Raw genomic sequence first — 19,165 nt, 5'->3', positions numbered from 1 at the left:
GCGCTGCCCCGAACCCGGGAAGCGTCGCACATTCCTCCGTTCGGCAGAAGACGGCCACCTGGGGGTTAGCCAGCGCACGTTCACGCGGCAGGATGGGGTGCGAAAGGAGCACAGCGTGCCCGAGCAGCCTGCCGAACGTGTGACGAAGGTGATCGACGACCCGGCCACGCCCCTGTGGCGCGGGGCTGTTGCTCTACGCATAGTCACATTCCTCTTCGCGGCGGCGAACGTCATCGCGAACCACTCCGATTACATCCGGCCGTGGCTCGCGTGGAGCGCGCTCGGGGCGATGGCGCTGTGGTCGGTGTTCACCAGCCGCGCCTACAGCACGACGTGGGGGCGGCGCTGGCCGGTCGTGCTGGTCGACCTCGTGCTGACCTGCGGGCTCATGTCGCTGTCGCCGTTGATCATGTCGAGCCACCAGCTGCTCACCGAGAACGTCCCGCTCATCACCACGATCTGGGCGTGCGTGCCCGTCGTGGCCATGGGCGCGCTGGGCGGGTCGGCGGCGGGGTTCGCCGGTGGTCTGACCGTCGGCCTGTTCACCTACCTGACCAAGCGCGTGCCGAGCCTCGACCTGCTGCGCGACGTCGTGCTGCTCGCGGGGGCCGGCATGGTCGTCGGCATGGCCTCGGCCACGGCGCGGCGTTCGGCGGTGCGGCTGGCGCAGGCGTTGCGCACGGAGGCGGCGACGGCCGAACGCGAGCGGCTGGCCCGGTCGATCCACGACAGCGTGCTGCAGGTGCTGGCGCGCGTCCGCAAGCGCGGAGCGGAGGTCGGCGGTGAGGCGGCGGAGCTGGCGCGGCTGGCCGGCGAGCAGGAGGTGGCGCTGCGCAACCTCGTGGCCGCCGCCCCCACCGACTCCACAGTGGACGGCGACGTCGACCTCCGCCCGGGGTTGCAGCTCCTCGCCACGCCGCGGATCCAGGTCTCCACGCCGGCGACGCAGGTCATGTTCGACGCGGCGGCCGCGGGCGAGCTCACGTCGCTGGTCCGCGAGGCGCTGTCCAACGTGGACAAGCACGCCGGCGGTGACGCCAGGGCGTGGGTGCTGCTGGAAGACCTCGGGGACGAGGTGGTGCTGAGCGTCAGGGACGATGGACCAGGGATACCGGAGGGCCGGATCGCCTCCGCGGAGGCGGAGGGCCGGATGGGCATCGCGAAGTCGATCAGGGGCCGGGTGGCGTCGCTGGGCGGCACCCTGGAGCTCCAGACCGGGCCGGGGGAGGGCACGGAGTGGGAGGTTCGCGTGTTCAGGAAGAAGGCGGTGCGGTGACGGTCTCGGTGATGGTGGTCGACGACCACCCGATGTGGCGCGAGGGCGTGGCACGCGATCTGCAGGAGCGCGGCTTCTCGGTCGTGGCGACCGCGGGTGACGCGGCCTCCGCCGTGCGCATCGCGAAGACCGTGCGGCCCAACGTCGTGCTGATGGACCTCAACCTGGGTGAGCTGTCCGGTGTCGACGCCACCCTCATGATCACCGGTGAGCTGCCGGAGACGCGGGTGCTGGTGCTGTCCGCGAGCGGCGAGCACGACGACGTGCTGCAGGCGGTGAAGGCGGGCGCGTCGGGCTACCTGGTGAAGTCCGCGTCCGCAGAGGAGCTGGTCGAGGCCGTGAGCCGGACCGCGGCCGGCGACGCCGTGTTCACCGCCGGTCTCGCGGGCCTGGTGCTGGGCGAGTACCGGCGGATGGCCGCCGCGCCCGACGACGCGGAGGAGAAGCCGCAGCTGACCGAACGGGAGACCGAGGTGCTGCGGCTGGTGGCCAAGGGGCTGACCGCGCGCCAGATCGCCAACCGCCTGGTGATCTCCCACCGCACGGTCGAGAACCACGTCCAGTCGACTTTGCGGAAACTCCAACTGCACAACCGGGTGGAGCTGGCGCGTTATGCCATCGAGCACGGTCTCGACAGCGAACCGGAGGCAGAGAGATGACAGACCCCAGAGCTTTGCGCGTGTCCGACGCCGAGCGCGAGCACGTCGTCGGCCTGCTGAACAAGGCAGTCGGCCGCGGCATGATCACGCTCGACGAGTTCACCACCCGCACCGACACCGCGCTGGCGGCCGTGACCAGGGCCGACCTGAACGTGGTGCTGGTCGACCTGCCGGGCATGGTCAACACCGAGGTGGCCCGTGAGCGCACCGAGCTGAAGAGCACGATGAGCACCACGACCCGCAAGGGCCACTGGATCGTGCCGAACGAGCTCGTCATCCGCAACACCCTCGGCACCACGAACCTCGACTTCACCGCCGCCGAGGTGCCGCCGGTCGTCACCGTCGACCTGGACGTGTCGCTCGGCACGGTGAAGCTGCTGCTGCCCGCCGGGGCCGCGGTCGACGCCGACGCCGTCGAGGTCACCGCGGGCGAGGTGAAGGACAAGGTCCGCAGCACCGCGGGCAGCCCGCGCTTCCGGCTCAGGGGCGCGGTGCGCGGCGGGACCGTGGTGATCAAGCGCTCCAAGCGCTGAATCTGCGCGAACACCCGGTACCCCGCAGGATCGAGGCATGCGTTGTCTCGTGACCGGTGCGACCGGGTACCTCGGCGGACGGCTCGTGCCCCGGCTCCTGGCAGAAGGGCACGAGGTCCGCTGCCTCGTGCGTTCGCCCGAGAAGCTGCGCGACGTCCCGTGGGCCGCTGACGTCGAGGTCGTGCGCGGTGACGTGCTCGGCGACCTCGACGAGGCCATGCGCGACGTCGAGGTCGTGCACTACCTCGTGCACTCGCTGCACTCGAAGGACTTCGCGAACGCCGACCGCGAGGCCGCGGAGAACACGGCGGCGGCCGCGGAGCGCGCGGGCGTCCGGCGCATCGTCTACCTGGGCGGGCTGCACCCGGAGGGCACGGAGCTGTCGCCGCACCTCGCCTCGCGCAAGGAGGTCGGCGAGGTCTTCCTGCGCTCGCCGGTGCAGGCCGTGGTGCTGCAGGCCGCGATGATCATCGGGTCGGGCTCGGCGTCGTTCGAGATGCTGCGCTACCTCACCGAACGGCTGCCGGTCATGGTCACGCCGAGGTGGGTGCACAACCGGATCCAGCCGATCGCGGTGCGGGACGTGCTGCGGTACCTGGTCGAGGCGACGACCCTGGAGGACCAGAACCGGACGTTCGACGTCGGCGGGCCGGACGTGCTGACGTACCTGCAGATGATGATGCGGTACGCGGAGGTCGCCGGGCTGCCGAAGCGGCGCGTGCTGCCCGTGCCGTTGCTGACGCCCGGTCTGTCCTCGCACTGGGTCAACGTCGTGACGCCGGTGCCGAAGTCGATCGCGAAGCCGTTGATCGAGTCGCTGGTGCACGAGGTGGTGTGCCGGGAGAACGACATCCGCGCGGTGCTGCCCGGCGAGAACATCGGCTACGACAGGGCCGTCGAGCTCGCGCTGAGCAAGATCCGCGACGCCGACGTGGAGACCCGCTGGTCGGGCGCGTCCACACCGGGTGCGCCGAGCGAGCCGCTGCCGACCGACCCCGACTGGTCCGGCGGCTCTGTCTACACCGACGAGCGCGAGGCCAGGACCAACGCCACGCCCGAGCGGTTGTGGGAGGTCGTGGAGGGCATCGGCGGTGAGCGCGGCTGGTACTCGTTCCCACTGGCGTGGGCCGTGCGCGGCTGGCTGGACCGGCTGGCCGGCGGGGTGGGGCTGCGGCGCGGGCGGCGGGACCCGCACCGCCTGCACGTCGGGGAGGCGCTCGACTTCTGGCGCGTCGAGGAGATCGAGCGCGGTCGGCTGCTGCGGCTGCGCGCCGAGATGAAGGTGCCGGGGAAGGCCTGGCTGGAGCTTCGAGTGGCGGGCAACGAGGGACACGGGTCCACTTACCGCCAACGTGCCGTGTTCGTGCCCAAGGGGCTGGTCGGACACCTCTACTGGTGGGCCGTCTACCCCTTCCACGGCATCGTGTTCGGCGGCATGGTGCGCAACATCGCCAATGAAGCTGAGCTGCACAAGAACTTCAGAAAGTCCTGATGGACTGCACAAGCAGCAAAGGGTGAGACTTCCCGCATGAAGGCTCTCGTCAAGGTCGCCGCTGGGCCTGGACTCGAACTGACCGACGTCCCCGACCCCACGCCGGGTCCGACGGACGTGCTGGTCAGGGTCCTGCGCACCGGCATCTGCGGCACCGATCTGCACATCGACTCGTGGGACGACTGGGCCGCGGCCAACATCAAGGCGCCGCTGGTCCTCGGGCACGAGTTCGTCGGGGAGGTCGTCGAGGTCGGCGGCTCGGTGACCGGCGTGAAGGTCGGTGACCTGGTCAGCGGCGAGGGCCACCTGGTGTGCGGCACGTGCCGCAACTGCAAGGCGGGCCGCCGGCACCTGTGCGCCAACACGCGTGGCCTGGGCGTGCACTCCGACGGCGCGTTCGCGCAGTACGTGGTGCTGCCCGAGCAGAACGCGTGGGTGCACCGCACGCAGGTCGACCTGGACGTGGCCGCGATCTTCGACCCGTTCGGCAACGCCGTGCACACCGCGCTGTCGTTCCCGGTGATCGGCGAGGACGTGATCATCACCGGCGCCGGTCCGATCGGGATCATGGCCGCCGCCGTCGCCAAGCACGCGGGCGCGCGCAACGTCGTGATCACCGACATCTCCGAGCACCGCCTGGACCTGGCCCGCAAGGTCGGCGTCGACCTCGCGGTGAACGTGGCCGAGAAGTCGATCGCCGACGCGCAGGCCGAGCTCGGCATGGCCGAGGGCTTCGACGTCGGCATGGAGATGTCGGGCAAGCCGGTCGCGCTGCGCGACATGATCGCGAACATGGCCCACGGCGGCCGCATCGCGATGCTGGGGCTCCCCGCGGAGGAGTTCCCCGTCGACTGGAGCAGCGTCGTGCTGAAGATGCTGCACATCAAGGGGATCTACGGCCGCGAGATGTTCGAGACCTGGTACTCGATGACCGTGCTGCTGCAGCGCGGCCTCGACCTCGCACCGGTGATCACGCACCGGTACGACCACACGCAGCACGCCGAGGCGTTCGCCACGGCGCGCGAGGGCAAGTGCGGCAAGGTCATCCTCGACTGGACGGGAGCCTGATGTACGGCGAGCTGAAGAACGACCTGGTCAAGACGATCGGGGAGATCCGGGAGGCCGGGCTCTACAAGGCCGAGCGAGTGATCGCGACCCCGCAGAACGCCGCCGTCCGCGTCGGTTCCGGTGACGAGGTGCTGAACTTCTGCGCCAACAACTACCTGGGACTCGCCGACCACCCGCGGCTCATCGAGGCCGCGAAGTCCGCTTTGGACGAGTGGGGCTTCGGCATGGCCTCCGTGCGGTTCATCTGCGGCACCCAGGAGCCGCACAAGGAGCTGGAGGCGAAGCTCTCGTCGTTCCTCGGCACCGAGGACACGATCCTGTACAGCTCGTGCTTCGACGCGAACGGCGGCCTGTTCGAGACGCTGCTGGGCGCCGAGGACGCGATCATCTCCGACGAGCTGAACCACGCGTCGATCATCGACGGGGTGCGGCTGTCGAAGGCCCGCCGGTTCCGCTACAAGAACCGCGACATGGACGACCTGGAGCGCCAGCTCAAGGACGCCTCCGACGCGCGCTACCGCCTCATCGCGACCGACGGCGTGTTCTCGATGGACGGCTACCTCGCGCCGCTGGACGAGATCTGCGACCTGGCCGAGCGGTACAACGCGCTGGTCATGGTCGACGACTCGCACGCGGTGGGCTTCACCGGGCCGACCGGTCGCGGCACGCCGGAGCTGTTCGGCGTGCAGGACCGGGTCGACGTCGTGACCGGCACGCTGGGCAAGGCGCTGGGCGGTGCGTCCGGCGGGTACACGTCCGGTCGCGCGGAGATCGTCGAGCTGCTGCGCCAGCGGTCGCGGCCGTACCTGTTCTCGAACTCGCTCGCGCCGTCGATCACGGCCGCCGCGATCGCCGCGCTGGACATGCTGTCGTCGTCCTCGGAACTGCTCACCCAGCTGCGCTCGAACACGGAGCTGTTCCGCCGCCGGATGACCGAGGAGGGCTTCGACCTGCTGCCCGGCGAGCACCCGATCATCCCGGTGATGATCGGCGACGCCGCGGAGGCCGGCCGCCTGGCCGACCTGCTGCTGGAGCAGGGCATCTACGTGATCGGCTTCTCCTACCCGGTGGTGCCGCACGGCAAGGCCCGCATCCGCACGCAGATGTCGGCCGCGCACTCGACGGAGGACGTGAACCGCGCCGTCGACGCGTTCGTCGCCGCTCGCGCAAAGATGTGATCCGGGTCACCTCGCAGTAAGAATCGGCACGGTCTGCGCACTACCTCGTGAAGAGGGAGGGGCGATCGTGGAGGACTTCTCCGCCGTCTACCGCGAGTGCTACCCGCGGGTGCTCGCCTACGTGGCGAGCCACGCCGGGTCGCGGCTCGCCGAGGACATCACCAGCGAGACCTTCACGATCGCCTGGCGCAGGCTCGACCGCATGCCGGCGAACGCGCTGCCGTGGCTGATCGGGATCGCCCGCAACCTGGTCAGGGAGGCGCGCCGGCAGACGACGCACTACGAGCTCGCCGACCTGCCGGGTGACGACGCCTTCGCGGTGGTCGAGCTGCGGGCGGCGCTCGCGGGCCTGTCCGACGCCGACCAGGAGGTGCTCACGCTCATCGCGTGGCACGGCCTGGGCGCCGCGGAGGCCGCGCAGGTGCTCGGGTGCACCACGGCAACGTTCTTCGTGCGCCTGCACCGAGCCCGACGGCGGTTGCAGGCCGCTCTCTCGGCACCGAACTCCGACCGTGCGAGGGAGTCATGGAAGACCTCATGAAGAGCCTGGCCAGGGCCAAGCCGCCGACACCGGAGGTCGACCCCGCGCGGGCGGAACGCGACCTGGCCCGCATCACCGCGCTGCCGAGGGACAGGCCGGCCAAGCGGCAGTTCGTGCTCCGGTTCGCCCCACCGCTGGTCGTGGCCGGGGTGATCGCGCTGGTGGTCGTGCTGCTGCCGCGGCCCGTCGACCCCGCGCGACCGGCCGAGCCGCCGCGGTGGTGGCACGTCCTGACGCAGCACTGGTCGTTGATGCGCGTCGGCGAGCCGACCAACCCGTACCTCGTGGAGTTCGAGTCGAAGACGGACCGGTGGCTCAACGCCGACACCGAGGTCGCGGTCGTGCAGAAGGACGGCGAGGTGTCGCCCTATTCAAGTGAGGACGAGGAGCGGTGGACCGCGGCGGGCAAGCCGGCCACCGCACCCCAGATCGGCGGGTCCCGTTCCGTGCGCATCGGGCCGATGAAGCCCGCCGTGCAGAAGGCCGCCGTGTCCGGGTTCCAGATGTCGTTGCACAGCCCTGTGCGGCTCGACTCGTTCAGCTCGCTGCCCACGGACCCGGTGGAGCTGCGGAAGGTGCTGGAGTCCCTGGTCGGCACCGAGGACGCGTACCGGACCGCGACGCTCGCGATGGACCTGATGACCGCGAACGTGAGCGATGCCCAGCGGCGGGCGGTGTTCGAGCTGCTCAAGACCCTCGACGGGGTGCGCTTCCTGACCGACGTCCCGGTGGGCGCCGACCGCAGGGGCGTCGCCGTGGCGATCGCCGCGCCGCCGACCTTCCAGTTCTCCGACGTCGAGACCCGCCTGGTGGTCAACCCGGAGACCGGGCTGCCGGTCGAACGCCGGGACGTGCTCACCACGGCGCAGCTCGGCCTCCCCGCGGGCATGCCGATCGCGGAGGAGAAGTACCTCCTGCTGGACAGCACGTCGATCGACCCGATCCTGCCGCGGGACGTGCCCGTGAACGGCGGAGTGGAATCCCCCATCATTGAGCGGTGATCGATCCGCGACGCCTCCGAGTCCTGCGCGCGCTGGCCGACCACGGCACCGTGACCGCCGCTGCCGCCGCACTGCACCTCACGCCGTCGGCGGTGTCACAGCAGCTGGCGGCCCTGGAGTCGGAGGCCGGTCACCCGCTGCTGCGCCGCTACGGCCGCCGGGTGTCGCTGACCCCGGCCGGTGAGCTGCTCGTCGCGCACGCCCACGTCGTCGCGGCGGAGCTGGAACGCGCACAGGCCACTTTGGACGCCCTCGCCTCGGGCTCTGCCGGTCGGCTGGCGGTGGCGTCGTTCGCCTCGGCCATCACGCAGGTGGTGGCCCCGGCACTGGCGGCGCTGCGGGAGCGGTCCATCGACCTGTCGGTGCGCGACGCCGAGGGCCACGAGAGCGTGCGGCTGCTGCTGGACGGCGAGATCGACGTGGCCATCACCGAGGAACACCGCACCACCGAACGCTTCACGTGCTTCCCGCTCTACACCGAGCCGTTCGACGTGGTGCTGCCGCCGGGCCACCCGCTGACCGGCCCGGTCGACCTGGCCGCGCTGGCCGACGAGGACTGGGTCGTGACCCTGCCCGGCAACCCGCTGCGGGACGTCGTGGAGATGGCCTGCGCCCAGGCCGGTTTCGCACCGCGGATCCGCCACACGTCCGACGACTTCCGCGCCATCGAGGCGCTGGTGGCGGCGGGTGCCGGGGTGGCGCTGGCGCCGCGGAACGCCATCGCCGGGGTGCCGGTGGCGGGCGTGGCGCCGTTGCGGCGGGTGGTGGCGGCGGTCCGGCGGGGCAGTGAGGAGCACCCGCTGGTGCAGACGGTGCTCCGGGAGCTGCAACGGGCCGCAGGCCGCTAGACCGGCGGCAGGTGGGCGGCGACCTCGGCGAGCGCGTCGAGGGTGTCGTGGTCGATGCGGCCGGTGGCGGTCTCGGCCTCCGCGATGGTCACGCGCTTGCCGTCGCGGTCGCTGCCGTAGCGCAGGCCGGTGAAGCGGATGTCGGCCATGCCGAGCAACGCGGCGCCGAGCGGGTGGACGTCACCGCTGCCGTGCCGGGCCATGACGGACTCGAACGCGCGGGCGTCGCCGGTGGACGCGAGACCCACCCACACGACCGAGACGACCGCCGTGTTCCCGGCTCCGTCGGTGACCGCGAACAGCACCCGGTCCAGCGAGGTGCAGCGGTTGCGGGTGAAGAACTCGCGCACCTCGCCGAACGACGCCGCCACGCACTCGGCCTGCTGCCGGGCGGTGCGGTTGAGCTGTCGCATGCCCAGGCGCTGCCAGGCACCGCCGGTGTCGCCCTTGCGCGCGGCCTTCTGCCCTTCCGCTTTGCGCGGGCCGAGCCGTGCCGACGACGTTCCCGAGCCCAGCTCCGCCGAGCCCGCGCCGCCGACGGAGAGCGAGCCGGTACCAGCGGCGACGCTCAAGGCCAGCGCGCCGGCCACCACGACACCCGCGCCCTTCTTGCCGCCGCCGTTGAGCGGGATGCGTCTGCCGTTCTTGGTGATCCAGTCGGTCATGGGACTCAAACGCCGTGACCGCGGCCCGGCGTTGTCACCCGATCCGGTGGTCGCTAGGGCGGGGGGATCGTCACCCGCAGCTTCGCCGCGATCCGCGTCAACGCCTCCCGGTCCGCCGCCGTCAGCGGGTCGAGCACGTGTTCGCGCACGCTGCGCAGGTGCACCGGGGCCGCGGCGGCGACCACGTCGTAGCCGGTGTCGGTGAGGGTGGCGAGGGTGTAGCGGCCGTCGTCGGGGTCGGGGGCGCGGGTGACCCAGCCGCGCTGTTCGAAGCGCTTGACGACGTTGGACAGGCGGGAGAGGGAGCCGTTCGCGAGGTGGGCGAAGCTCGCTCATGCGGATGGTGCGGGCCGGGGCCTCGGAGACGTGGCTGAGGACCAGGTAGTCGAAGAGGGACAGGCCGGCCTCGGACTGCAGCGGGGCCTCCAGGCGGCCGGGGAGCAGCAGGACCAGGGAGATCAAGCCGGTCCAGGCGTCCTTCTCGTCGGCGTTCAGCCACTCCATGGGCGGCAGCTTACTTCACGCTTGAAGTCGTGTACGGTTGACTTCAAGCGTGAAGTGAAAGGAGCGGGACATGCCGGAGTTCTTCGCGACGCCGGGGTACGGCGAGACGCAGCGCGAGAACATGCACTACAGCCAGGCCGTGCGGATCGGCGACCGGGTCGAGACCTCGGGGCAGGGTGGCTGGGACGACGGGTTCGAGTTTCCGGAGAGCCTCGAAGCGGAGATCGTGCAGGCCTTCGAGAACGTCGAGCGGACGCTCCAGACCGCCGGTGCGAGCTGGGCGGACGTGGTGCACGTGAACTCGTACCACGTGCTGGGCGACGACACGTTCGACGACCACAACCGGGTCATGGTCGAGCAGTTCCGCGCGCGGATGGGCGAGCGCGCGCCGATCTGGACCGAGAGCGGGGTCACCGCCCTCGGTCACCCGAAGATGCGCGTGGAGATCCGTGTGACCGCGGTGGGCTAGTGCGGGGCGCGGGCGGCGAGCTTGGCCGAGGCCGGGTCGTGGGCGGTCAGTGCGCCGCGGGCCGCGAGCTGGCAGATGTCGAGGCTGGAGGTGGCGAGGCGGGCGCCGACGTCGGCCAGTGCGGTGTGGTTCATCGACAGCGACGTCACGCCCATGCCGACCAGCACGCACGCCAGCAGCGGGTCGGCCGCCGCCTCGCCGCACACGCCGACGGGCTTGTCGGCGGCGGTGGCGGCCTCGCCGACCAGGGCGATCAGGCGCAGGAGCGCGGGCTGCCAGGGGTCGTTCAGCGCGGCGACGCCGCCGAGCTGGCGGTCGGCGGCGAAGACGTACTGCGCCAGGTCGTTGGTGCCGATGGAGATGAAGTCGACGACCTGCAGGATCTCGCGGGCCGAGAGCGCGGCGGACGGGACCTCGACCATCACGCCGGCACGGGCGATCCCGGCGGCGCGGGCGCGTTCGACGAACCAGGCTGCCTCGGCGGCGGTGGCGACCATCGGTGCCATCACGGAGACGTCGGCGCCGGTGGACTTCGCTGCGGCCGCGATCGCCTCCAGCTGGCGGTCCAGGACCTCGGGGCGGTCGAACGCCACGCGCAGGCCGCGGACGCCGAGGGCCGGGTTCGGCTCGGGGTCGGGGCTCAGAAACGCCAGCGGCTTGTCGGCACCCGCGTCCAGGGTGCGCACGACGACCGGCTTGCCCTGGAACGGCGCCAGAACAGCCTCGTAAGCAGCGGTCTGATCGGCAACGGACGGTTCCTCCGCGGCGTCGAGGAAGCAGAACTCGGTGCGGAAGAGCCCCACGCCCTCGGCTCCGGCGGCAGCGGCGGCCGCGGCGTCGGCGGGGGAGCCGACGTTGCCGAGGACCTTCACGCGGTGGCCGTCCTTCAGCACGCCGACGCCGTTCCACACGGCCTTCTGGCCGGTGCCGGCGGCGCGGACCTTGCCGTCGGACTCGCGCACCACGCCGGTGTCGCCGTCGACGTCGAGCGCGGGGACGTCCAGCGCCAGCACGCCGCGGCACGCGACGACGGCGGGGATGCCCAGGGAACGGGCGAGGATCGCGGTGTGCGAGGTGGGGCCGCCCTCCTCGGTGACCAGCGCGAGGACCTTCGACGGGTCGAGGCCCGCGGTGTCGGCGGGCGCGAGGTCGCGGGCCACCAGCACGGACGGCGAGGCCAGGTCGGGAACGCCGGGCGCGGGCAGGCCGAGCAGCTCGGCCACCACGCGGTCGCGGACGTCCTGCACGTCGCGGGCGCGTTCGGCCATGTAGCCGCCGGCGGCCTGCAACGCGGTCACGAACTTCTGCGCGGCCTGGTGCACCGCGCGGGCAGCGGGCAGCGACTCGTCGACGACGAGCTTCTCCGCGGCCTTGATCAGGGAGGGGTCGCCGGCCATGGCGGCGGTCGTCTCCAGCACGGCGCGGGCGTCGCCCTCGACCGTCTTCGCGCGCTCCATCAGGCGCTGCGCGACGACCTCGGTGGCCGGGCGGATGCGGGAGGCCTCGTCCTTGGTGTCCGCGGGTCGCGGTCCCGTCGGGGGTTCCGGCAGGGCCTCCGCGACCCGCACCACGGGACCGGAAGCCCGGCCGCTGCTCACACCGACACCGCTCAGCCGCGCGCTCGACATGGTCTAGACCATACCCTTCAGCTGGATTCTGAGGACAGCTCAGTGTGACCAATCCAGCCGCAGGGCGCGGAACGCCGCGACGCTCGTCATGTGGTCTTAACGCAAGAGGTCACTCCGGCAGGGCGCTGACCTCGGCCGCGGTCGGGTAGGACGGCTGCGCGCCGGCCTTCGTGACGGACAGGGCGGCCACCTTCACGGCGTAGCGCGCGGCGTCCGGCAGGGTGTCGCCCGCGGCGAGCCGGGCCGACAACGCACCGGCGAACGCGTCACCGGCACCGGTCGTGTCCACCACCTCGGCCACCTCGACAGCGGGCACCTCGACCGTTCCGCCCTCGGCGACCACGGCGACGCCACGCGACCCGAGCGTCACGATCGCCGCCTCGGGACCGAGCTCCAGCAGGCCCTGCCACGTCGGCGCGAGCTCGGCGGCCTCGTGCTCGTTGACGACCAGCACGCTCAGCCGTTCCAGCGTGGCGGCGGGCAGCGGCGCGACCGGCGACAGGTTCAGCACCGTCCGCACACCGGCGGCCGCGGCGGCCTCGATCGCGTGGCTCACGGTCTCCAGCGGGACCTCCAGCGAACACGCCAGCACGCGCACGCCGTCGAACGACAGCGCGTCCACCTCGGACTTCGACACGTCCAGGTTCGCGCCGGGCGAGACCACGATCGAGTTCTCGCCGTCCGGCGTCACGGTGATGTACGCGATCCCGGTGGGCCGCTCGGACGTCTTCACCAGCGCGGTGTCCACACCGGACGACTCCAGCGAGTCGCGCAGCAGCGACCCGTACCCGTCGCCGCCCAGCGCACCGACGAGCGCGACCGGCGCACCGGCGCGAGCGGCGGCGACGGCGGTGTTCGCGCCCTTGCCGCCGGGCAGCACGACGGTGTCGCCGCCGAGCACGGTCTCACCGCCGGCGGGCCGCCGGCCGACCTCGACGACGAGGTCGGCGTTGGCGGACCCGAGGACCAGCAGGGTGTTCGTCACTTGAGGAACTCTGCCACGTTCTGCTTGGTGATGACCTTCACCTCGACGTCCACGACCTGCTGGACGGCCTCGCCCTTCGCGGCGTGGACGGCCTGCTCGACGGCCTTCTCGCCGAGGACCTTCGGCTGCTGGGCGACGGTCGCGTAGAGCGTGCCGTCCTGGATCGCCTTCAGGCCGTCGGGCGTGCCGTCGAAGCCGACGACCATGACGTCCTTGCCGGCACGGGCGCCGAGGGCCTTGATCGCGCCGAGCGCCATCTCGTCGTTCTCGGCGAAGATGCCCTTGATGTTCGGGTTGCCCTGCACCAGGTTCGTGGTCTCGTTGAGGCCCTTGGCGCGGTCGAAGTCGGCCACGGCGGTGGCGACGACCTTGATGTTCCCGCTGTTCAGGCCCTGCTCGAAGCCCTGACCGCGGTCACGCGACGCGGACGCGCCGGAGATGCCCCTGAGGTGCGCGACCTCGCCGGAGGCCGCACGGCCGAGCTCGATGGCCGCGAGGCTGCCGCCCTGCACGTTGTTCGACGCGACCTCGGCCGCGACCTTGCCCTCGACGGCGCGGTCGACCGAGATCAGCGGGATGTTCGCCTGCTCGGCGGCCTTGGCCGCGGGGGCGGACTGCTTGGAGTCGACCGGGTTCAGGATGATCGCCTTGACGCCCTGCGTGACCAGCGTCTGCACCTGGTTGACCTGGTTCGTCGCGTCGTTCTGCGCGTCGACCACGGTCAGCTTGGCGCCGAGCTTGTCCGCCATCGCCTGCGCGCCCTGCTGCAGCTCCACGAAGAACGGGTTGTTCAGGGTGGACACGGCGAGGCCGATGGTGATCTGGCCTCCGGACGCACCGGTCCCACTGCACCCGGACGCCAGCAGCGCGGCGGCACCCAGGGTCAGCGCGATCCGTCGGGTCACCTTCATTGGTGTCTTCCTTACCTGTTGCGGGTTGTCTCAGCGACGGCGAAGGGAGTCGAGCAACGCGGCGAGTGCGATCACCGCGCCGATGACGACCTGCTGCCAGAACGGCGGGACCTGGAGCAGGTTGAGGCCGTTGCGCAGGACGGCGAGCACGAGGGCGCCGACCAACGTCCCGGTGGCGCGGCCAATACCACCGGACAGCGACGCACCACCGATGACGACAGCGGCGATGGCGTCGAGCTCGTAGCCGGCCGCGGCCTGCGGACCGGCGGACCCGAGCCGTCCCGCGAGCACGAGACCCGCGGCGGCGGCGAACAGGCCGGACAACGCGTAGATCCAGAGCTTGGTGCGGCGCACGTCGATGCCGCTGAGCTTCGCGGCCTCCTCGTTGCCACCGATCGCGTACATGCGGCGGCCGAGGTTGGTGCGCGTCAGGACGAGACCGGTGACGCCGAAGAACAGCAGCATCAGCAGCAGCGGCAACGGCAGCGACGGCGTGAGGTTCGAGCCGAGGAACGTCACCAGCTCGTCGGTCTCGTGCGGCTGGCCCTCGGAGAACACCAGCGTGAGACCGCGGGCCACGCTGAGCATCGCGAGCGTCGCGATGAACGGCGGCAGCTTGCCGTAGCTGACCAGCGCGCCGTTGACGAGACCGCACAGCGCGCCGACGACCAGGCCGAGCGGGCCCGCGGTCAGCGCGCCGACCATCGCGGCCAGCGCGGCGATGCTGCCCACCGACAGGTCGATGCCGCCCGCGACCACCACGAACGTCATGCCGAACGCCATGATCGCGATGACCGCGGCCTGCACGCCGACGTTGAGCAGGTTCTGCGCGTTGAGGAACGCCGGCTGCATGACCGCGATGACCACGGCGAGCACGAGGAGCCCGGCGAGGGCCCCGTTCTCACTTGCGTACTTGCGAATGCTGATCGTGCTCACGCTGGGATCTCCTGCACGGCGAGTGCCATCACCTGGTCTTGGGTCGCGCCCTTCGGCAGCTCACCGGCCACCCGGCCGTGGGCCATCACGACGACGCGGTCGCTCATCCCGATCACCTCGGGCAGGTCGCTGGACACGAGCAGCACGGCCCGTCCGGCGGCGGTCATCCGGTTGATGAGCTCGTAGATCTCGACCTTCGCGCCCACGTCGACACCGCGCGTGGGCTCGTCGAGGATGAGCACCTTCGGGTCGGCCAGCAGCCACTTGCCGATGACGACCTTCTGCTGGTTGCCGCCCGACAGCTCCTTCACGGGCTGGTCGACGCGGCCCTTGATGCGCAGCTTGCCCGCGATGTCGTGCAGCCTCGACCGGTCGCGGTCGGTCAGCGTGACGAGTTCGAGGTTCGAGCCGACGGTGGCGGTGAGGACCAGGCCTTGGCCCTTGCGGTCCTCCGGCACGAGGCCGAGACCGGCCTTGATCGCGGCCTGCACGTCGTGGCGCGGCAACGGCTTCCCGTCGACCGCGACCGTGCCGCTGTCGTAGTCGTCCACGCCGAACGCCGCGCGCGCGACCTCCGTGCGACCGGCGCCGACCAGTCCGGCGACGCCGACGACCTCGCCCGCGCGCACCTCGATGTCGACGTCGGCGAAGACACCGCGCTTGGTCAGGCCGGAGATCCGCAGCAACGGCTGACCGGGGCGACCGGCCGCGCGCGGGTACTGCTCGTCGATCGGGCGGCCGACCATCAGCTCGATCATGTGCCGCGTGGTGGCCCGCGGGCCGAGCACGCCGACGGACCGGCCGTCGCGCAGGACCGTGATGCGGTCGGCGATGCGCTGGATCTCGTCCAGGTGGTGCGTGATGAAGACGAGGCCGACGCCGTTGCGCCGCAGCTGGTCCATGATCTGCAGCAACCGGTCGGTCTCGGTGTCGGTGAGCACCGCGGTCGGCTCATCGAGGATCAGGACACCGGCGTCCTTGTCGAGCGCGCGGGCGATCTCGATCATCTGCTGCTGGGCGATGCCGAGGTCGCGGACCTTGGCGTTCGGGTCGACGTCGAGGCCCACGCGGTTCAGCAGCTCGGGCGCCCGGCGGCGCATCTCGGCCCGGTCGACGAACCCGAACCTGCGCGGCAACCGGTTGAGGAACAGGTTCTCCGCGACGCTCAGCTCGGGGACGAGCGCCAGCTCCTGGTGGATCACGGCGAGGCTGGCGCGGCCCTCGATGGTGCCCGCGTCGTGACCGTGGATGCCCGCGAGCACCTTGACCAGCGTGGACTTGCCCGCGCCGTTCTCGCCGAGCAGGACGTGCACCTCGCCCGCGTTGATGTCGAGGTCGACGCCGTCCAGCGCCCTGGTGGCGCCGAAGTGCTTGGTGATCCCGCGGGCGGTGATGAGGGTCTTCACAGCTCGGCCTCCCCGAGCGAGCCGCGCAGCACGAGCTTCGCGGTGAGGCGGACGTCGTCGGGCTGCTGCCCGTTGATCAGGGCGAGCAGGCTGCGCGCGGCGGCCCTGCCCATCTCCACCGTCGGTTGCGCGATGACGGAGATCGGCGGGTCGAGCAGCGGGAACCACGGCTGGTCGTCGAACACCGCGAGCGCGATGTCGTGCGGAATCCGCAGGCCGCGCGACCTGATCTGGGCCAGCGCGCCCAGGCCCATCAGGTTGTCCATCGCGACCAGAGCGGTGGCGCCGTCGTCGAGGAGCCTGGCGGCGGCCTGGCTGCCGCTCTCCTGCCGGAAGTCGCCGTGCACGACCTGCGCGAGGCCGCCCAGTGCACCGGTGAACACGGTGCTGCGCTCTCTCCCGGTGGAGGTGTCCGGTGGTCCCGCTATCACACCGATGCGGGAGTGGCCGGCGCCGACGAGCCGCCGGGCGAGCGCGGTCAATGCCTCGCTGCCGTCGGCGCGGACGACGGGGCAGGTCGCGCCCCTGACCGTCCGGTCGAGCAGGACGAGCGGAACGCCGCCTGCGCTCACTTCGCGAACCAGGGCGGGGTCATCGGTCGCGGGGCACAGCAGGAGGCCGTCCACCCGGCGGTCGAGCAGGGTGCGCACGTAGGTGGCCTCCTGCTCGGCGCTCTCGTCGGCGTTCCCGATCACGACGCAGTAGCCGTGTGACCGGGCTTCGTCCTCGACCGCTCGCGCGATCTCGGCGAAGAACGGGTTCAGCAGGTCGCTGATGACCAGACCGAGGGTCTGGGTGCTGGTGGTCCTGAGGGATCGCGCCAGGGCGTTGGGCCGGTAGCCGAGCTCCTCGATCGCGGCGAGCACCCGCTCACGGGTCTCGGGCGTCGGCGCGGCGTGGCCGTTGAGCACGCGCGACACGGTGGCCGTGGAGACGCCTGCGTGCTGCGCGACGTCCTTCATGGTCGTCACGAGGGCGTAGTTAATCGATTACACACCTGTCCAGTCAAGCCGGGTGAGTAGGTGTACGGATGTCACCGGGCGTGTGCTGCCTCACCCTTGTCGTATGAACGGACAGGATCGCCTCGGGTACGAGCAGCGCCTCGCGTTGGAGCTCGCCGCGATCGGGCAGCGGCTGACCACGATCAGCGCGGAGATGCGCGAGCAGCACTCGGCCGTCGCCGTGGCGGAGGCCGAGGCACCGGCGCGGGTTGCGGAAGCACCGGTCGCGGAGGCCGTCGCACCGCCCGCCGAGCCAGCCACCCCCGTTCCACCCCAGGCGCCCGCACCGGCCGCACCCCCGCCCTCGCCCAACCCCTGGTCACAGACCGCACAGCCGCAGTTCCCCCCGCCCCCCACCCAGTGGCCTCAGGGGCACGCGGGGACCCCACGTACCCCTGTGGGACACGCGGGGCCCCCGCGTGCCTTCCCGCAGCAGGGGCAGGCGCAGTGGCAGCAGGTGGCGGTGCCGCCGCGCGAGACGCTGTTCCAGAAGCTCAGCAAGGACGGCGCCGGCTCGAAGCTGCTGGCCTGGGTCGGTGGCGCGATCACCGTGCTCGGCCTGGTCATGCTGATGGTCCTCGCGATCCAGCGCGGCTGGCTCGGCCCGGTGCCGCGCGTGATCGGCGGCGCGGTGCTCAGCTCCGCGATGATCGGCATCGGCATGTGGCTGCACCGCAACCCGACCGGCCGCACCGGGGCGTTCGCGCTCGCGGCGACCGGCTTCGCGGGCCTCTACCTCGACGTCATCGCCGCCACCAGCCTGTACGGATACCTGCCGCCGTTCGCAGGCCTGGTCGTCGGCCTGGTGGTCGCCGTCGCCGGTGTCGTGCTGGCGCTGCGGTGGGACTCGCAAACGCTCGCGGTGTGCGTCGTCGCAGCGTGCGCCGTCTGTTCGCCGATCATCACCGAGGGCTTCTCCGTGCTGCTGGTCGGCTTCCTGCTGGTGCTGAAGATGGCCAGCACGCCGGTCCAGATCAAGCGCAACTGGCCGGGTCTCGCGATCGCCGGCGGCTTCCCGCCGATCATCGCGTCGATGCTGGCCACCGCGAGCGCGATCCCCGCGGACTACGAGTGGACGGTCGTCGGCGTTGCGGCGGCCACGACCGCGGTGGGCATCGCGGTCGCCCTGATCACCGTCTGGAAGCGACCGGCGGACGTCGTCGCGATCGCACTGGTCGCCGGGTCTGCGCTGCCGTCGATGTTCGCCACCACGCTGCTGGACCGCACCGCCGGGTCGGTGCTGGTCGGAGCGGTGGCCGCAGTGCTGCTGGCGATCTGGATGGTGCCGGACCTGCCGCGGGCGTTCGCGACGGCGGCCGGTGCGACCGGCATGCTGGCGCTGTTCCAGACGACGGTGGTCGCGCTCGACGGCAACGTGCGCGCGGCGGTCGTGCTGGCCGAGGCGATCCTGCTGGCGTTCCTCGCCGCCCGCCTGGGCAAGAAGAGCGCGCTGGTCGGGTCGATCGCGTTCGGGGCGCTCGGGTTCCTGCTGGCGATCACGCAGGCGGTGCCGCTGCCGTGGCTGCTCGACGAGCCGCGCTACCGCCCGGCCGGCGTCGGTGACTACGCCGCGGGCATGGTGACGGCGCTGGTGCTGGCCGCGTTCGCGGTGGCCGTTCCGTGGGCGGCCAGGAAGATGCGGGTCCTGCGCGAGCCGGCGGAGAACCCGCTGCCGTGGATCGCGTCCGGGCTGGTGGTGCTCTACGGCGCGGCGGGCCTGGTGATCTGCGGCGCGCTGCTGGTGTCGCCGAACGAGACCGGGTTCCTGTTCGGGCACTCGATCGTCACCGTGTCCTGGACCGTCGCCGCACTGTTCCTGCTGGTCAAGGGCATCAACGTGACGGCGCTGCGGATTTGCGGCCTGGTGCTGGTCGCGGCGGCGGTGGCGAAGCTGCTGCTGTTCGACCTCTCGGCGCTGGACGGGTTCGCGCGGGTGCTGGCGTTCCTCGGTGCCGGTCTGGTGCTGCTCACCGCGGGCGCCCGCTACGCCAAACTGGTGGCGTCGCGGAAGACCCCCGAGCCGCACGAGCCCACTCCGGTGGCTCCGCGCTCCTGCTGATCGGG

18 protein-coding genes and 1 pseudogene are annotated in these 19,165 nt (G+C 71.6%); 11 read left to right on the top strand and 8 right to left on the bottom strand.

Annotated features, from left to right (window positions below; translation table 11 throughout):
* Positions 1-115 precede the first annotated feature (115 nt).
* The 9 genes from macS (at position 116) to ACVDFE_RS06300 (ending at position 8,596) form a co-directional block, all read left to right on the top strand.
* A complete protein-coding gene (macS, locus tag ACVDFE_RS06340; RefSeq protein ID WP_360393850.1) occupies positions 116-1,276 on the top strand; it encodes a MacS family sensor histidine kinase in 1,161 nt (386 codons plus the stop codon).
* Positions 1,277-1,287: 11 nt separating this feature from the next.
* Positions 1,288-1,935, top strand: coding sequence for a response regulator transcription factor (locus tag ACVDFE_RS06335; RefSeq protein ID WP_360394807.1), 648 nt, complete (start codon positions 1,288-1,290; stop codon positions 1,933-1,935).
* The gene (locus ACVDFE_RS06330) at positions 1,932-2,468 is read left to right on the top strand and encodes a DUF1707 SHOCT-like domain-containing protein (protein WP_458429853.1); all 537 of its coding nucleotides are present in this window, start codon (positions 1,932-1,934) and stop codon (positions 2,466-2,468) included. Before ACVDFE_RS06335 ends, ACVDFE_RS06330 begins: the two co-directional genes overlap by 4 nt.
* A gap of 37 nt (positions 2,469-2,505) precedes the next feature.
* Complete coding sequence (locus tag ACVDFE_RS06325) at positions 2,506-3,960, top strand: SDR family oxidoreductase (RefSeq protein ID WP_458429851.1); 1,455 nt, start codon at positions 2,506-2,508, stop codon at positions 3,958-3,960.
* 36 nt (positions 3,961-3,996) lie between these two features.
* Entirely contained in the window at positions 3,997-5,028 is a 1,032-nt protein-coding gene (gene tdh / locus ACVDFE_RS06320) for an L-threonine 3-dehydrogenase (RefSeq protein ID WP_360393841.1), read from the top strand.
* Entirely contained in the window at positions 5,028-6,206 is a 1,179-nt protein-coding gene (locus ACVDFE_RS06315) for a glycine C-acetyltransferase (protein WP_360393839.1), read from the top strand. Before tdh ends, ACVDFE_RS06315 begins: the two co-directional genes overlap by 1 nt.
* Positions 6,207-6,273: 67 nt before the next feature.
* Positions 6,274-6,747 (top strand): RNA polymerase sigma factor, encoded by a 474-nt coding sequence (locus ACVDFE_RS06310; RefSeq protein ID WP_360393836.1) that lies wholly within the window; start codon positions 6,274-6,276, stop codon positions 6,745-6,747.
* On the top strand, positions 6,732-7,748 hold the full coding sequence (locus tag ACVDFE_RS06305; protein WP_360393834.1) for a hypothetical protein: 1,017 nt from the start codon (positions 6,732-6,734) through the stop codon (positions 7,746-7,748). The genes ACVDFE_RS06310 and ACVDFE_RS06305 overlap by 16 nt, the downstream gene beginning before the upstream one ends.
* On the top strand, positions 7,745-8,596 hold the full coding sequence (locus ACVDFE_RS06300; protein ID WP_360393831.1) for a LysR family transcriptional regulator: 852 nt from the start codon (positions 7,745-7,747) through the stop codon (positions 8,594-8,596). The genes ACVDFE_RS06305 and ACVDFE_RS06300 overlap by 4 nt, the downstream gene beginning before the upstream one ends.
* On the opposite strand, the gene ACVDFE_RS06295 is transcribed toward ACVDFE_RS06300, so the two are convergent.
* Both ACVDFE_RS06295 and ACVDFE_RS06290 read right to left on the bottom strand, forming a co-directional pair.
* Positions 8,593-9,261: a hypothetical protein gene (locus tag ACVDFE_RS06295; protein ID WP_458429849.1), complete on the bottom strand. Its 669-nt coding sequence runs from the start codon at positions 9,259-9,261 to the stop codon at positions 8,593-8,595. The two genes, ACVDFE_RS06300 and ACVDFE_RS06295, sit on opposite strands and share 4 nt — an antisense overlap.
* A 53-nt stretch (positions 9,262-9,314) precedes the next feature.
* A pseudogene (locus tag ACVDFE_RS06290) lies at positions 9,315-9,765 on the bottom strand (MarR family winged helix-turn-helix transcriptional regulator).
* Positions 9,766-9,835: 70 nt separating this feature from the next.
* Between ACVDFE_RS06290 and ACVDFE_RS06285 the strand changes: the two are divergent.
* Positions 9,836-10,234, top strand: a complete 399-nt coding sequence (locus tag ACVDFE_RS06285) for a Rid family hydrolase (protein WP_360393822.1) — start codon at positions 9,836-9,838, stop codon at positions 10,232-10,234.
* On the opposite strand, the gene ptsP is transcribed toward ACVDFE_RS06285, so the two are convergent.
* The 6 genes from ptsP to ACVDFE_RS06255 form a co-directional block, all read right to left on the bottom strand.
* Positions 10,231-11,862, bottom strand: a complete 1,632-nt coding sequence (gene ptsP, locus ACVDFE_RS06280; protein WP_458429848.1) for a phosphoenolpyruvate--protein phosphotransferase — start codon at positions 11,860-11,862, stop codon at positions 10,231-10,233. The genes ACVDFE_RS06285 and ptsP overlap by 4 nt on opposite strands.
* Before the next feature lie 109 nt (positions 11,863-11,971).
* A complete protein-coding gene (locus ACVDFE_RS06275) occupies positions 11,972-12,847 on the bottom strand; it encodes a ribokinase (protein ID WP_458429847.1) in 876 nt (291 codons plus the stop codon).
* The gene (locus ACVDFE_RS06270) at positions 12,844-13,758 is read right to left on the bottom strand and encodes a substrate-binding domain-containing protein (protein ID WP_360393814.1); all 915 of its coding nucleotides are present in this window, start codon (positions 13,756-13,758) and stop codon (positions 12,844-12,846) included. Before ACVDFE_RS06270 ends, ACVDFE_RS06275 begins: the two co-directional genes overlap by 4 nt.
* Positions 13,759-13,788: 30 nt before the next feature.
* Complete coding sequence (locus ACVDFE_RS06265) at positions 13,789-14,694, bottom strand: ABC transporter permease (protein ID WP_458429846.1); 906 nt, start codon at positions 14,692-14,694, stop codon at positions 13,789-13,791.
* Positions 14,691-16,100 (bottom strand): sugar ABC transporter ATP-binding protein, encoded by a 1,410-nt coding sequence (locus ACVDFE_RS06260; RefSeq protein ID WP_458429845.1) that lies wholly within the window; start codon positions 16,098-16,100, stop codon positions 14,691-14,693. The genes ACVDFE_RS06265 and ACVDFE_RS06260 overlap by 4 nt, the downstream gene beginning before the upstream one ends.
* On the bottom strand, positions 16,097-17,062 hold the full coding sequence (locus tag ACVDFE_RS06255) for a LacI family DNA-binding transcriptional regulator (RefSeq protein ID WP_360394804.1): 966 nt from the start codon (positions 17,060-17,062) through the stop codon (positions 16,097-16,099). Before ACVDFE_RS06255 ends, ACVDFE_RS06260 begins: the two co-directional genes overlap by 4 nt.
* 103 nt (positions 17,063-17,165) lie before the next feature.
* On the opposite strand from ACVDFE_RS06255, the gene ACVDFE_RS06250 reads away from it, so the two are divergent.
* On the top strand, positions 17,166-19,160 hold the full coding sequence (locus tag ACVDFE_RS06250) for a DUF2339 domain-containing protein (protein WP_458429844.1): 1,995 nt from the start codon (positions 17,166-17,168) through the stop codon (positions 19,158-19,160).
* Positions 19,161-19,165: the final 5 nt, after the last annotated feature.

It is taken from the genome of Lentzea chajnantorensis (assembly GCF_054300775.1).
Note: the sequence above shows the minus strand (reverse complement) of the source record. Positions and strands in the feature narration are given on the sequence as shown.

Bases quoted from the DNA above. Each gene is read 5' to 3' on its own strand.
- ACVDFE_RS06295 (WP_458429849.1), bottom strand. From the start codon at position 9,261: ATGACCGACTGGATCACCAAGAACGGCAGACGCATCCCGCTCAACGGC.
- ACVDFE_RS06305 (WP_360393834.1), top strand. From the start codon at position 6,732: ATGGAAGACCTCATGAAGAGCCTGGCCAGGGCCAAGCCGCCGACACCG.
- ptsP (WP_458429848.1), bottom strand. From the start codon at position 11,862: ATGTCGAGCGCGCGGCTGAGCGGTGTCGGTGTGAGCAGCGGCCGGGCT.
- ACVDFE_RS06255 (WP_360394804.1), bottom strand. From the start codon at position 17,062: ATGAAGGACGTCGCGCAGCACGCAGGCGTCTCCACGGCCACCGTGTCG.
- ACVDFE_RS06250 (WP_458429844.1), top strand. From the start codon at position 17,166: ATGAACGGACAGGATCGCCTCGGGTACGAGCAGCGCCTCGCGTTGGAG.
- ACVDFE_RS06285 (WP_360393822.1), top strand. From the start codon at position 9,836: ATGCCGGAGTTCTTCGCGACGCCGGGGTACGGCGAGACGCAGCGCGAG.
- ACVDFE_RS06330 (WP_458429853.1), top strand. From the start codon at position 1,932: ATGACAGACCCCAGAGCTTTGCGCGTGTCCGACGCCGAGCGCGAGCAC.
- ACVDFE_RS06270 (WP_360393814.1), bottom strand. From the start codon at position 13,758: ATGAAGGTGACCCGACGGATCGCGCTGACCCTGGGTGCCGCCGCGCTG.
- ACVDFE_RS06325 (WP_458429851.1), top strand. From the start codon at position 2,506: ATGCGTTGTCTCGTGACCGGTGCGACCGGGTACCTCGGCGGACGGCTC.
- ACVDFE_RS06315 (WP_360393839.1), top strand. From the start codon at position 5,028: ATGTACGGCGAGCTGAAGAACGACCTGGTCAAGACGATCGGGGAGATC.
- tdh (WP_360393841.1), top strand. From the start codon at position 3,997: ATGAAGGCTCTCGTCAAGGTCGCCGCTGGGCCTGGACTCGAACTGACC.
- ACVDFE_RS06335 (WP_360394807.1), top strand. From the start codon at position 1,288: ATGGTGGTCGACGACCACCCGATGTGGCGCGAGGGCGTGGCACGCGAT.